Genomic DNA, 12,694 nt, shown 5'->3' on the forward strand with positions numbered 1-12,694 from the left:
GGGTGCGCTCCGAGCCGACGTTCCATTGGGGGGAACGCGCATGACGCGCAACGGCCGTCACGTCACCATGCTCACCGAAGGTACCTACCCGCATGTCCACGGCGGGGTCAGCACCTGGTGCGACCAGCTCGTCAAGGGCATGCCGGAGGTGGACTTCCACCTCGTCTCGCTCACCGGCAGCGGTCGCGAACCCGTGACCTGGGAGCTGCCGCCCAACGTCTACCGGCACACCTCCGTGCCGACCTGGGGCCCGCGCCCGGGACGCGCCCGCGCCCCGTACGGCAGGGCCCGTCGCCGTTTCGTCGACTCCTACGAGCGCTTCCTGCTCTCCTTCCTCGACCCGGAATCGCACTGCGACTTCGGCGAGGCCCTGTACGAGCTGGCTCAACTCGCCCGCGACGGGAGCCTGTCGGCGGCCCTGCGCACGGAGACCGCGCTGCGCTCGCTAATGTGGATCTGGACGATGCCGCATCTGCGCACAGCGGACGCACGCCCCACGGTCCACGACGCCCTCACCGCGACCGACCTTCTGGAACACGCCCTCAGGCCGCTGGGCGTCCGTATCCCCGAGGACTCGGTCGCGCACGCCGTCAGCAGCGGATTGGCGACGTTGCCCGCCCTCGCCGCTCACCACCTCGACGGCGTACCGTTCCTGCTTACCGAGCACGGCATCTACCTGCGCGAGCGCTACCTCGACCACCAGGGCGACACCCGGCGCTGGCCCGTGAAGGCCTTCATGCTCGGCTTCTACCGTGAACTCAATTCACACGGGTACAAGGCCGCCGACCTGATCACACCCTGCAACCAGTACAACCGCCGCTGGGAGGAGCGCGGCGGCGCCGACGCCGAGAAGATCCGCACGGTCTACAACGGCGTCGACCCCGCGGCCTTCCCGCACGCGGGCCCCGAGCCCGACGTCCCCACCCTCACCTGGTGCGGCCGTGTCGATCCCATCAAGGATCTCGAAACGCTGCTACGCGCGTACACCCTGGTCCGCGCCGAGATCCCCGAGACCCGTCTGCGGCTCTTCGGCCCGGTCCCGCCCGGCGGCGAGGCCTACCACACCCGCCTGGAGAAGCTCGCCGCCGAACTCGGCGTCCGCGACGGACTGACCTTCGAGGGCCGCATCAGCGAGGTCTGGCGGGCCTACGCGGCCGGCCATGTCGTCATGCTGTCGTCCATCTCCGAGGGCTTCCCGTTCTCCATCATCGAGGCCATGTCCTGCGGCCGTACGACGGTTTCGACCGATGTCGGCGGGGTCCGCGAGGCCGTCGGCGACACCGGTGTGGTGGTGCCACCGCGCGAGCCGGAGAAGATGGCGGCGGCCGCGCTGAGCCTCCTTCGCGACGACGAACGGCGCCGGAAACTGGGCGAGTTGTCCCGGCAGCGGGTCATCGACCGCTTCACGCTCCGCCGTTCCGTGGATGCTTTTCGGACGATCTACCAGGAGCTCGCGGGCCGGCCCGAGGTCTACGAGCCCACCCTGGAGACGGTCGCCGACTGGACCCTCGAACTGCGCGACCCCTGGTACGCGGCGGTCGCGACGGACGGAACCGACTGGTGAGCGGAAGCGTCCATCTGCCTCCGGGCGCCCGTCCGCAGGCCCCGCCGGCGATCCCCCGGCAGCGCACACCCAGCTGGGCCGGGCCCGATCCGCTCGACGAACTCGCCGAGCGCCTGCGCGACTTCGTGGCCGCGGCGGTCCACCCGGACGAGATAGCCGCCCTGCTGGAGTCCGACGGCCTCTCCGACGACCAGATACGCGAGCGGTACGGCGTGAAGAACTCCTTCGCGCTCGCCGAGGAACTCTACGAACGGGTCGACCGTGACTACCCCGAGCCCGAGGGCCCGGTCCACGACCCCTGGCAGGTGGGCCTGTTGGGCTGCCTTCTGCGCGGAGTCGTCTTCGCCCTCCCCGGCCTCGGCTACGTCCTCGGCGCCCCGCTCCTCGCCGGCCCCGAGGACGACCTGGGCCTCCCGGCGGGCACGGTCCCCCTCCTCGCGAGCGCCCTGTGCGGCTGGACCTGGAACCAGGGCCTGGCCCACCGGGCGTACTCCTGGCTGGGCCTGGGCGACACAGCGGCAGCCCGCCGCGCCCTGCTGACCGGCGCCCCGGCGGGCATGCTCCTGGGATCCCTGGTCGCGTGGGCTGTCGGAGTCAACGGGGGCGCCACCGCGGTGGCCTTCGCGGCCGGCCAGTCCGTCTATCTGGGCGCAGCCACGATCCTCCTGGTGATGGGCCGTGAACGAGCCTTGCTGGCAGCCCTGTTGCCGATGCCGGCAGGAACGGTCCTGGCCTGGGCCCACCCCGTACCCGCCACGGCAAGAGTCGCTCTGCTGCTGGGCTCGTTGGCGACGGTGGCGGTCCTCGCCTTCCTGGAAGTCGCCCCCGCTGCAGGCGCCCTTCAGGGGCGCGGGGCTGTATTCAATGTGCGGCTACCGCCGCGTGGGCGCGACAAGCCCCCACCGCCCCGCAGACGGCAACCAACCGCGGGCCCCCGACTCACCGCCTCCCTCCCCTACGCCCTCTTCGGACTCGGCAGCGGAGTCCTCGTAGTCCACGCCGCCCTCGGCGACGCCCCCGCCGCCGTCGTGCTCACCCTTAGCATGGGCCCGGCGGAATGGCTCCTGTACCGCTTCCGCAGCGGCAGCCTCACCGGCCTCCGCACCAGCAGCACGGCGACCGCGTTCTGGCGCCGCACGGCCGTCACCGTCGTCCAGTGCCTGACCGCCTACCTGCTGATCCTCCTCGCCCTCAGCCTCGCCACCTCCGCCCTGCGGCCGGAGGCCCCGCGCCTGGCCGGTCTCCTCCTCCTGGGCGTCCTGCTGTGGACGGCTCTGCTGCTCCAGTCCTTCGGCGCGGTCCGCGGTGCCACCGCGGTCCTGTGCGCCGCAGCCGTCGCCCGGACCCTCGCCCTCGTCACCCACGCGGCGAGCCCGCAGGTGGTCGGCCCGGTCGTGTACGGCACGGCGGCAGCCGTCCAAGCCGCCCTGGTCTGCGCCCTGTTGGGAAGGGCGACCGCCCACCGATGAGCGAACTGCTGGTCCCGTACTACGAGCACCCGTCCGTCCGCCCCGCCGAGTGGGCGGCGATCGTCGCGGCCGCCCCCCGTCTCCACGGGGTCGTCCTCAACCCCGCCAGCGGCCCCGGCGAACGCCCCGACAAGGCCTTCGCCGAGATCGCCGCCCGGCTCAGGGAGGCGGACGTCCGGGTGCTCGGCTACGCCGACACCGACTACGGCCGCCGCCCCCGCCCCGAGGTCGTCGCCGACCTCGCCCGACACCGCGACTGGTACGGCGTGGACGGCGCCTTCCTCGACCAAGTCGCCGTGGGTCGCGAGGAGTTCACCCACTACCAGCAGCTGGCCAAGGCCGCCTGGCGCATGGGCTGCGACACCCTGGTCCTCAACCACGGCACCCTGCCCGACCCCGCCTACGCCCGCATCGCCGACGTCCTGGTCACCTTCGAGGGCTCCTGGGCGTCGTACCGCCGCCTCGCCCCCCAGCCGTGGCGGGGCGGCACGAACGTCCGGCTCTGCCATCTCGTCCACGGCGTCCCGGCCGGCGTCGACCTGGCCGAACCGGCCCGCGCGCGAGGGGCCTCGGTGCACTGCGCGGTACCGGGCACAGGAGATCATCCCTGGGGTACGTTGCCGCACGCCCTGGAGCCCACTCCTTGAAACGCCCTCTCCTGCTCCTCACCCTGCTGCTCCTGGTGGCGGGATGCTCGACCACCCCCGACTCCGACTCCGGGCCCGGCGCCTCCCGGTGGCAGCCCCGCCCCGGCGTCGCCTGGCAGTGGCAGCTGACCGGCCGCATCGACACCTCCGTCGACGTGCCGGTGTACGACATCGACGGCTTCGACCAGTCCAAGGCGGTGGTGTCCGCACTGCACCGCGAGGGCCGCAAGGTCATCTGCTATCTCTCCACGGGCGCGTGGGAGGACTGGCGGCCCGACGCCGACAAGTTCCCCAAGTCGGTGATCGGACGCGGCAACGGCTGGGACGGGGAGCGCTGGCTCGACATCCGCCGCACGGACGTGCTGGAACCGCTGATGGCGGCCCGCTTCGACATGTGCCGCGAGAAGGGGTTCGACGCGGTCGAGCCCGACAACATGGACGGCTACAGGAACCGCACCGGCTTCAGGCTGACGGCGGCGGACCAGCTCCGCTACAACCGCCTGATCGCGAAGCTGGCCCATGCGCGCGGAATGTCGGTCGGCCTGAAGAACGACCTGGACCAGATCCCCCAGCTGGTCGACGACTTCGACTTCGCGGTCAACGAGCAGTGCGCGCAGTACGACGAGTGCGGGGACATGGAGCCGTTCGTCAAGGCGGACAAGGCGGTCTTCCACGTCGAGTACGAGCTCCCCACCAGCCGCTTCTGCGCAGAGTCCCGCCGCCTGAAGCTGAGTTCGATGCTGAAGAAGTCCGAACTCGGGGTATGGCGCAAGGCCTGCTAGAGGCTCATCGAGAGGACCACCAGCGCCGTCGTCGCCGCCGTCTCCGCCAGCCCCCCGAACACATCCCCGGTCACCCCGCCGAAACGGCGCGTGCAGTGCCGCAGGAGAAGTTCGGCCACCGCGACGGCGGCGGCGACCGCGAGGACCGTACGGGCGAGGTCGTACGACCCGAAGAGCGCCCCCGCTCCGGCCGCCCCCAGCGTCGCCGCGGCGGCCACCAGCACCGCGCCCCCGGCCGGCACGACACCCGCCACCGCCGCCCCGAGCCCCTCCGGACGCGCCGCCGGCACCCCGGTACGGGCCGCCAGGGTCAGGGCCAGACGTGCGGCCGTCGCCGAGACCACCGCCGCCACGGCGCCGCGGGCCCATGAGTCGCCGTACACCTGGGAGAGGGCCGCCACCTGGGCGAACAGGACGAAGAGGAGGGTGATGACCCCGAACGGGCCGATGTCCGACTGCTTCATGATCCGCAGCGCGTCCTCGGCGGGTTTGCCGCTGCCGAGGCCGTCGGCGGTGTCCGCGAGGCCGTCGAGGTGCAGGCCCCTGGTGAGGATCGCGGGTACCACCACCGTGGCGATCGCGGCGAGCAGGTCGGAGGCGCCCAGCAACAGGAACAGGAGGCCCACTGCGGCCGACAGACCGCCCAGCACCACCCCGACCAGCGGAGCGCACAGCATGCCGCCCCGTGCCGCCTCGCGGTCCCAGCGGGTCACCTTCACCGGGAGCACGCTGAGCGTGCCGAAGGCGAAGCGGAGGCCGTCGAGCGGAGGCGGGGTCATGGACACGTCCGCAGGGTAGCCCGGACGCCGTAACAGCCGGGCGACCCACCCCCGGCCCCGCGAGACTGAGGGCATGGGCCACTGGCTGCATCGCAACATCGTCGAACCCGGCAAGCTGCCGCTGCTCCTCGCTCTGACCGCGTTCGTGCTCACCTTCCTGATCACGCGGACCGTCACCCGGCTCATCCGGGCGGGCAAGGGGCCCTTCGGGAACATCAGCACCGGCGGGGTGCACATCCACCACGTCGTCCCCGGGGTGGTCCTCACGGTCATCGGCGGCTTCGGTGCCGTCGTGAGCGGACGGCACGGCTTCGGGGCGGCGGTGTGCGCGGTCGTGTTCGGGATCGGCGCGGGGCTCGTGCTGGACGAGTTCGCGCTGATCCTGCACCTCGACGACGTCTACTGGAGCGAGGAGGGCCGCCAGAGCGTCGAGGTGGTCGTCCTCACCGCCGCGGTGGTCGGTCTGGTGCTCGCGGGGTTCTCGCCGTTCGGCGTCAACGACGTGACACAGGAGGAGGCCCAGGATCGCGGGGGCGTCATCACCAGCGTGGTGGTCAACTTCCTCTTCGCGATGCTCGTCCTGCTCAAGGGCAAGACCCGGATGGCGATCTTCAGCGTGATCGTCCCGCTGGTCGGCCTCATCGGTGTGATCCGCCTCGCCCGCCCCGGCTCCCCCTGGGCCCGGCGCTTCTACACCCGCCGCCCGCGCGCCCGTGCCCGGTCCACCCTGCGCGCCTACCGCCGCGACAAACGCTGGTCGGGCCCCCGCCGAAGATTCCAGGACCTGATCGGCGGCAAGCCGGACCCGGCCCCGTCCTCGGAACGCCACTGACACGACAACGCACGGCGCGGACACCCACACACCCGGCTGCGGCCACGACCGTCGGCCCGGGACTCCGACGCCGGTGCCCGGTATCGGTCGGCAGCGAGCCGGAGTCGGCGTCTTCCTGGGAACGCCGCTGACACGACAACGCACGGCGCGGACACCCACACACCCGGCTGCGGCCACGACCGTCGGCCCGGGACTCTGGCGCCGGTGCCCGGTATCGGTCGGCAGCGAGCCGGAGTCGGCGTCTTCCTGGGAACGCCGCTGACACGACAACGCACGGCGCGGATACCCACACACCCGGCTGCGGCCACGACCGTCGGCCCGGGACTCCGGCGCCGGTGCCCGGTATCGGTCGGCGGCGAGCCGAAGTCGGCGCCTTCCTGGGAACGCCGCTGACACGCCGGCGGGACGGCGCGCGACGCGGGCGGCCTCGCACGTCCGTCCGTTGCGGCTGCCGCCGCCGACCGCGGGCGGCCGTCACCGCTATCGCCATCGCTGTCGGCCCGGACTCCGACGCCCGTCATCGGTCCGCGGTGAGCCGGACCCGGCCCGTTCCTCGGAACGCCGCTGACACGACGGCGTGCGGCCTCGCACGTCGCTCGCGGCTACCGTCGGCCCGGACTCCGGCGCAGGTGGCCCGTACCGGTGGGCCGTGAGCCGGAGGCGGTGGCTTGCTCGGAGTGTCGGTGACGCGCCGCGGAGAGTCCGCACAGCAACAGCATCACCGCGATCGCCGCCAGGTGTTCCCGGCCGGCGAGGTTCTCCTTCACCAGGACCTCGACCACCATCGCCGCGATCACGACACCCGCGGTGACCCGGGCGCCGTAGCGCAGGCCGACGAAGACGGCGAGGCCCACCACGGCCGCCGACGGGCCGGTGTCGACGACGTGGGCGTCCCAGGCATGCAGGCCGAGCGGGCTGTCCGGGCCCAGCCAGATGCCCACGCGCGCGTACAGCGTCCCGGCGAGCGTGGCCGCGTACGCCAGCGCGAGCGTCCGCCACCGCCCCAGACAGATCTCGGCGATCCCGAACACGAACAGGATCTGCGCGAGCGCGCCCCACACCGGCAGGTCCAGGGCGGGCACGAACAGGGAGAAGGGCGTGCGGAGCAGGGCGAGCCACAGCGGGTCCGCGGCGCGTACGGCGCCCACGTCCTGGACGAGGTCGTAGCCCCACGACTGGTTGTGCACGATGTGCAGGGCCGCCGTCAGACCCGCGGCGGCCAGGGACAGGGGGACCGCCCGCCACCTGCGCCGGAGCAGCGGCTCGCGTACGGTGTCGTACAGCGGCCCCCACTCCGCGCGGGCCCAGCGGGCGAGCGTCTTCATCCCGTCGTCCTCATCCGGCGGTCCTCATCTGTGCGTACTCAGGTGCTCCCGGCGCCGCAGCCACCCAGGCAGTCCCGGCACCTCCAGGAACCCCTCCGCGCGAGCCGAGGCGATGCCGATGCGCGGCAGGTCCGCGCTCTTCTCGAAGAGCAGGAAACGCGGCTCCCAGATGGGCCGGTACTTGGCGTTGGCCCGGTACAGCGACTCGATCTGCCACCAGCGGGAGAAGAAGCTGAGCAGCGACCGCCACAGCCGCAGCACCGGTCCGGCACCAAGACGCGCTCCACGTTCGAAGACCGAACGGAACATCGCGAAGTTGAGTGAGACCTGAGTGATCTGGATCTCCCGGGCCCGGCTCAGAAGCTCGATGACCATGAACTCCATGAGGCCGTTGTCGGAGTCGCGGTCCCGGCGCATCAGGTCGAGCGACAGCCCGTGCGGCCCCCACGGTACGAAGGAGAGCACCGCCTTCAGTTCGCCCTCGCCGTCACTGCACTCCAGCGCCACGCACCGGCCGTCCTCCGGGTCCCCGAGCCGCCCCAGCGCCATGCTGAACCCGCGCTCGGTGGCCCCGTCGCGCCAGTCGTCGGCCCGCCGTACGAGCGCCGCCATCTCCTCGGCCGGGATGTCCTCGTGGCGCCGGATCCGTACCGTGTACCCGGCCCGCTTGACCCGGTTGCAGGCCTGCCGGACGGTCCGCATCGCACGCCCCTCCAGAGTGAACTCGGCGACCTCGACGATCGCCTCGTCGCCCAGCTCCAGCGCGTCCAGGCCGTGCCGCGCGTACACCGTCCCCGCCTCCTCGCCGGCACCCATCACCGCGGGCAGCCACCCGTGCACCCGCGCCTCCGCGAGCCAGGGCTCGATCGCCCCCGGCCAGGCCTCCGGGTCGCCGATCGGATCGCCGGAGGCCAGCGACACCCCGCTGACGACCCGGTAGGTCACGGCCGCCTTCCCGGTCGGCGACCAGACGACGCTCTTCTCCCTCCGCAGCGCGAAGTACCCGAGGGAGTCCCGCTCGCCGTGCTTGTCCAGCAGTTCCCTCAGGCGCCGCTCGTCGTCCTCGGTGAGCGGGTCGACGGCACGCCGGGAGCGGAAGGCGGCGTAGAACACCGCCAGCACGAGGACCGTGCTGAGCACGTTGATGGCGACATTGACCCAGTTCGGCGTCGAGATCCCGTCGAAGCGGGAGTCGTCGGCGGCGACGGAGACCAGCCGCAGGGTGCCGTACCACCACCGCTCCGCGAAGCTCGACGCCCTCGACGCCTCGTTGGTGACGGTCACCAGCAGGGCGGCCAGCAGCGAGGACACGAGCAGTCCGCCCACGCCGACCGCGGCGGCGAGCCTCGGGTTGGAGCGGTCGCCCTTGGCGTAGAACTCCCGCCGCCCGACCAGCAGCGCGACGACGAACGCGGCGGTCAGGATCAGCGAGATCCAGTTCTGCGCGTACCGCCGGATCTCCGGGAACGCCATCGCGAGGACGAACAGCGCGAGGAACGCCCCGCAGAGCACCAGGTTCAGAATCCACGCCGCCCGTTTGCGGCGCCGCATGGTGATGGCGAGGAACGCCGTGAACACCCCGGACGCGAAGCCCGCCGTCAGCAGATACGGCGTGAAGTAGTCCTCCTGGTTGTGCCGCCGCACGTCCTGCCCCAGGGACACCCACACCGCGCTGAGAAAGTTGACGAACGCGACGACCCGCAGGTACCAGACGGCGAATCCGGCGGCGCGACGCGAAGTACCGGTGGACCGGACGTCCTGAACAGGTGCAACTCGGACATCTCCCATGAAGGGCGATCATGCCCTTTGCGCTGTCGTTTCTGTCGCAAGGGCACTCATCTGTCCTCGACTACTCCTCCTCGGACACCTTCTCCGGCTCCTCCTCGGACTTCTCGGACTCCTCGGGCCTCTCCGGCAGCTCGGCGGCCAGCGCCGCCGCGGCCTGCACCAGCGGCAGCGCCAGCAGCCCGCCCGCCCCCTCCCCGACCGTCACCCCGTGGTCGAGCAGCGGCTCCAGGGCCATCCGGTCCAGCGCCTTCGTCTGCCCCGGCTCCCCGCTGTTCTGCCCGGCCAGCCACCAGTCCGGCGCCCGGAACGCGATCCGCTGCCCCACCAGCGCACAGGCGGTCACGACCACCCCGTCCAGCACCACGGGCAGCTTCCGCACCGCGCTCTGCAGCAGAAAGCCCGTGATCGCGGCGAGATCGGCCCCGCCGACCGTCGCGAGCAACTGCAGCTGGTCCCCGAGCACCGGACGCGCCCGCCGCAGCGCGTCCCGGATCGCCGCACACTTCCGCATCCACGCGAGATCGTCGATCCCGGTCCCGCCCCGCCCGGTGACGACGGACGCGTCGGTCCCGCACAGCGCGGCGACCAGCACACCCGCGACCGTGGTCCCGCCCACGCTCACATCGCCGAGCACGACGAGATCCGTACCGGAGTCGGCCTCCTCGTCGGCCACCGCGACCCCGGCCCGGAAGGCGGCCTCCGCCTCCTCCGGGGTCAACGCGTCCTCGACGTCGATACGACCGCTCCCGCGCCGCACCCGATGCCGTACGACATCCTCCGGCAGCTCGGCCGGATCGCAGTCCAGCGCCATGTCGACGACCCGCACCGGCACGCCCAGCCGCCGCGCGAGGATCGACACCGGACGGCCGCCCTCCAGGACCTCCCGCACCAGCTCCGAGGCGCTGCCCGCGGGCCGTCCGGAGACGCCCTGTCCGGCGATCCCGTGGTCACCGGCGAAAAGAACGACCCGCGGCCTCTCCACGGGCCGTACCGGCACCGCCGACTGTGCGGCGGCCAGCCACTCGCCCAGGTCGTCGAGGCGACCCAGCGCCCCGGGCGGCACGATCTGACGCTCCCTGCGCGCCTCGGCGTCGCGACGCACCCCGCCGTCGGGGCGCTCGATCAGATCGGTGAAGTCGTCGAGATTAAGCGAGCTCATTCGCCGAACAGTACCGGCCCTGATCGAACACGGGGGCGCCACGTGGCCATGACGTCATTGCACCCAAGATCCGAATCCCATACGTTCCGTTTTGTAGCGAATTGCCGCGCGCCCCCGGGAGCCCTCATGACCGCAGCAACCGCCCCTTCCGTACGGCGTCTTCGCTCCACCGCCCGCGTGATGCTGCCGTTCCCCGAGCCGGAGAGCTGGCTGGACGTCGAGACGGGCGACGCGGACTTCCCGGAGGCGGCGCGAACCTTCTTCCCCTACACGGCCTTCGACGGCGTGGACCCCAGCCCCCGTGTACTGCACGCCCAGGCGGTCGAACGCCTGGAGGAAGGCCACGTCGGCCGTCTGACGGACCCGCAGATCACCGCCCGCCTCCGCGCCCGCTACGACGTGGTCAGCATGCTGAACCGCCATGCGGACCCCGACGAACTCCGGGCGGCCCTCGCCGTCCTGCGTCCCGGCGGCCACCTCCTCGTCGAATCCCCGGACGACCCCCGCGCCGAACTGGAGTCCCAGGGCTGCACGATCGTCGCCACCGCCCGCAGATCCGCGCACGTCCCGGACCGCGTGGCGACCCGCCTGCCCTGGACCCTGCCCGCGCTGCTCCCCACCGCACGGGTGCTGGACCACACGCTGGCCCTCCTCCTCGCCGGCACCCGCTTCGCGAGGACGTACCGGGTGATCGCCCGTAAAGCCCCCTCGGTCCCCTCAGCCCCGTAGCACCAGCGCCTGCCCCGCCACCACCAGCACCACCTGCTCGCACTCGCCCGCGAACGCCGCGTTCAGCCGCCCCAGCTCGTCCCGGTACCGGCGCCCGGACGCGGTGGCCGGCACGATCCCTGAGCCCACCTCGTTGGACACGGCGACCACGGTCCGCCGCGCGCCCCGTACCGCCTGCGTCAACTCCCGCACCCGCGCCCGCAGTTCCCGCTCCCCGCCGTCGGCCCACTCCGCGTCGTCCCAGGCCCCTACGGCGTCCATGGCATCCGTCAGCCACAGTGACAGACAGTCGATCAGCAGCGGCGCCCCGTCGTCCTTCAGCAGCGGCACCAGGTCGCAGGTCTCGGCCGTACGCCACGATCCCGGCCGCCGCTCCCGATGCGCAAAGACCCGGGAGGCCCACTCGGTGTCCCCGTTCCGCGACCCGCCGGTGGCGACGTACAGCACATCCGGAAACGCCTCAAGGCGCCGCTCGGCCTCCACCGACTTCCCGGACCGCGCCCCGCCCAGCACCAGCGTCCGCCGCGGCACCTCGGGTACGTCCTCGTAGGCGCCGACGGCCAGAGTCGTCCCGTCGGGCACGGCCCGCGCCCCGGCGGCGGCCAGCCTCCGTCGCAGCTCGGTCCCGGGCGGCACATCGTGGTCGACATGGACGGCGACGACGTCGGTCGTGGGCCCGACCGCCCCCACGGCCCGCAGCCGGGCCAGCGCGTCCGGCCGCCGAACGACATCGGCGAGCACCAGGTCGTACGACTCGACAGCACTCTCCTCCAGCCCGGCGGGCGCACCCCCGGGAGGCAGATACAACACCCGCTGTTCGTCGGGCCCGGTCACGGCGTACCCGGTCCCCGGCGCGTCCATCGCCACGGCCCGCACCCGATGCCCCGTCAACAAGGCCAACTCCCGCCCGTCCGGCACCCGCCCCGGCTGCGGAAGCCCGGCGGGCACCTCGACCGGGGGCCCGTCGTGGGGGTGCGACAGCAGAACCTGCCGTACGCCTGCGAGTGAATGCCCGGAACGGGCCGCGGCGAAGACGGCACCGGGGGTGAGATCGAGCAGAAGGGTCTCGTCGATGAGGACGGAGGTGGCGGCCCGCGCGTCCCCGCCGAGCGCGACGGCACAGGCAGCACATGGACAGGAGGGTTGAGGGAGGCCGGCGGGGCCACCGGTGCCGAGCAATGTCAGTTCCACGCAACGATTCTCTCCGGTGCCCGTTGATCCAGCGCGCGCAGAGACGCTTTTAAGGGGCGCGGGGCTGTGTCGATGTGCGGCTCCGCCGCGTGGGCACGAGCCCCCACCGGCCCGCATCCGACGCCGTACCGCTTAGGGTGCTCTTCGTAACGGCTCAAACACGGGAGGCTCACATGGCGACATGGACCTGGCGATTCGAGAAGTCCGACGGTGCGGAGACCGAGCCCGCGGTCGAGCCGGAGGAGTTCACGACCCAGGGAGACGCCGAGTCCTGGCTCGGTGAGTACTGGAAGGCCTTGCTCGCCGGCGGCGCGGAACAGGTGCGCCTGTTCGAGGACGCCACCGAGATCTACGGCCCGATGAGCCTGAGGGCGGCCGAGGAGGCCTAGCAAGGGGAGGGCGGGGGCTCCACAGCGAAACCCTCGCCCA

12 protein-coding genes are annotated in these 12,694 nt (G+C 72.3%); 7 read left to right on the forward strand and 5 right to left on the reverse strand.

Going from position 1 to position 12,694, the window contains the following annotated elements:
* Positions 1–40 precede the first annotated feature (40 nt).
* Genes pelF through ACI2L1_RS22590 form a run of 4 tightly spaced genes read left to right on the forward strand, consistent with a single transcriptional unit; the run spans position 41 to position 4,462 of the window.
* On the forward strand, positions 41–1,564 hold the full coding sequence (gene pelF, locus ACI2L1_RS22575; RefSeq protein ID WP_404741133.1) for a GT4 family glycosyltransferase PelF: 1,524 nt from the start codon (positions 41–43) through the stop codon (positions 1,562–1,564).
* Positions 1,561–3,033 carry a hypothetical protein gene (locus tag ACI2L1_RS22580; protein ID WP_404741134.1) on the forward strand — a complete coding sequence of 491 codons (1,473 nt, stop codon included), beginning with the start codon at positions 1,561–1,563 and terminating at the stop codon, positions 3,031–3,033. The genes pelF and ACI2L1_RS22580 overlap by 4 nt, the downstream gene beginning before the upstream one ends.
* Complete coding sequence (locus ACI2L1_RS22585; protein ID WP_404741135.1) at positions 3,030–3,680, forward strand: spherulation-specific family 4 protein; 651 nt, start codon at positions 3,030–3,032, stop codon at positions 3,678–3,680. Before ACI2L1_RS22580 ends, ACI2L1_RS22585 begins: the two co-directional genes overlap by 4 nt.
* Positions 3,677–4,462, forward strand: coding sequence for an endo alpha-1,4 polygalactosaminidase (locus tag ACI2L1_RS22590; RefSeq protein ID WP_404741136.1), 786 nt, complete (start codon positions 3,677–3,679; stop codon positions 4,460–4,462). The genes ACI2L1_RS22585 and ACI2L1_RS22590 overlap by 4 nt, the downstream gene beginning before the upstream one ends.
* Here the strand turns inward: ACI2L1_RS22590 and ACI2L1_RS22595 are convergent.
* Positions 4,459–5,241, reverse strand: a complete 783-nt coding sequence (locus ACI2L1_RS22595; RefSeq protein ID WP_404741182.1) for an adenosylcobinamide-GDP ribazoletransferase — start codon at positions 5,239–5,241, stop codon at positions 4,459–4,461. The genes ACI2L1_RS22590 and ACI2L1_RS22595 overlap by 4 nt on opposite strands.
* A 73-nt stretch (positions 5,242–5,314) precedes the next feature.
* On the opposite strand from ACI2L1_RS22595, the gene ACI2L1_RS22600 reads away from it, so the two are divergent.
* On the forward strand, positions 5,315–6,073 hold the full coding sequence (locus tag ACI2L1_RS22600) for a hypothetical protein (protein ID WP_404741137.1): 759 nt from the start codon (positions 5,315–5,317) through the stop codon (positions 6,071–6,073).
* A 602-nt stretch (positions 6,074–6,675) separates the two neighbouring features.
* Here ACI2L1_RS22600 and ACI2L1_RS22605 read toward each other — a convergent pair.
* The 3 genes from ACI2L1_RS22605 to cobT form a co-directional block, all read right to left on the reverse strand.
* Positions 6,676–7,398 carry a hypothetical protein gene (locus ACI2L1_RS22605; RefSeq protein WP_404741138.1) on the reverse strand — a complete coding sequence of 241 codons (723 nt, stop codon included), beginning with the start codon at positions 7,396–7,398 and terminating at the stop codon, positions 6,676–6,678.
* A 24-nt stretch (positions 7,399–7,422) separates the two neighbouring features.
* Positions 7,423–9,186, reverse strand: coding sequence for a phosphatidylglycerol lysyltransferase domain-containing protein (locus ACI2L1_RS22610; RefSeq protein ID WP_404741139.1), 1,764 nt, complete (start codon positions 9,184–9,186; stop codon positions 7,423–7,425).
* Positions 9,187–9,247: 61 nt separating this feature from the next.
* Complete coding sequence (cobT, locus tag ACI2L1_RS22615; protein ID WP_404741140.1) at positions 9,248–10,345, reverse strand: nicotinate-nucleotide--dimethylbenzimidazole phosphoribosyltransferase; 1,098 nt, start codon at positions 10,343–10,345, stop codon at positions 9,248–9,250.
* 126 nt (positions 10,346–10,471) lie between these two features.
* Here cobT and ACI2L1_RS22620 point away from each other — a divergent pair, with 126 nt between their 5' ends.
* Positions 10,472–11,074: a methyltransferase domain-containing protein gene (locus tag ACI2L1_RS22620; protein WP_404741141.1), complete on the forward strand. Its 603-nt coding sequence runs from the start codon at positions 10,472–10,474 to the stop codon at positions 11,072–11,074.
* On the opposite strand, the gene ACI2L1_RS22625 is transcribed toward ACI2L1_RS22620, so the two are convergent.
* Complete coding sequence (locus tag ACI2L1_RS22625) at positions 11,063–12,265, reverse strand: bifunctional adenosylcobinamide kinase/adenosylcobinamide-phosphate guanylyltransferase (RefSeq protein ID WP_404741142.1); 1,203 nt, start codon at positions 12,263–12,265, stop codon at positions 11,063–11,065. The genes ACI2L1_RS22620 and ACI2L1_RS22625 overlap by 12 nt on opposite strands.
* A 173-nt stretch (positions 12,266–12,438) precedes the next feature.
* On the opposite strand from ACI2L1_RS22625, the gene ACI2L1_RS22630 reads away from it, so the two are divergent.
* Positions 12,439–12,654, forward strand: a complete 216-nt coding sequence (locus tag ACI2L1_RS22630) for a hypothetical protein (RefSeq protein WP_404741143.1) — start codon at positions 12,439–12,441, stop codon at positions 12,652–12,654.
* Positions 12,655–12,694 lie beyond the last annotated feature (40 nt).

This window comes from Streptomyces sp. NPDC019531 (genome assembly GCF_044903305.1).
Classification (GTDB): Bacteria; Actinomycetota; Actinomycetes; order Streptomycetales; family Streptomycetaceae; genus Streptomyces.

Coding starts and splice junctions, on each gene's coding strand:
- ACI2L1_RS22595 (WP_404741182.1), bottom strand. CDS start 5,241: ATGACCCCGCCTCCGCTCGACGGCCTCCGCTTCGCCTTCGGCACGCTC.
- ACI2L1_RS22605 (WP_404741138.1), bottom strand. CDS start 7,398: ATGAAGACGCTCGCCCGCTGGGCCCGCGCGGAGTGGGGGCCGCTGTAC.
- cobT (WP_404741140.1), bottom strand. CDS start 10,345: ATGAGCTCGCTTAATCTCGACGACTTCACCGATCTGATCGAGCGCCCC.
- ACI2L1_RS22620 (WP_404741141.1), top strand. CDS start 10,472: ATGACCGCAGCAACCGCCCCTTCCGTACGGCGTCTTCGCTCCACCGCC.
- ACI2L1_RS22610 (WP_404741139.1), bottom strand. CDS start 9,186: ATGGGAGATGTCCGAGTTGCACCTGTTCAGGACGTCCGGTCCACCGGT.
- ACI2L1_RS22585 (WP_404741135.1), top strand. CDS start 3,030: ATGAGCGAACTGCTGGTCCCGTACTACGAGCACCCGTCCGTCCGCCCC.
- ACI2L1_RS22600 (WP_404741137.1), top strand. CDS start 5,315: ATGGGCCACTGGCTGCATCGCAACATCGTCGAACCCGGCAAGCTGCCG.
- pelF (WP_404741133.1), top strand. CDS start 41: ATGACGCGCAACGGCCGTCACGTCACCATGCTCACCGAAGGTACCTAC.
- ACI2L1_RS22630 (WP_404741143.1), top strand. CDS start 12,439: ATGGCGACATGGACCTGGCGATTCGAGAAGTCCGACGGTGCGGAGACC.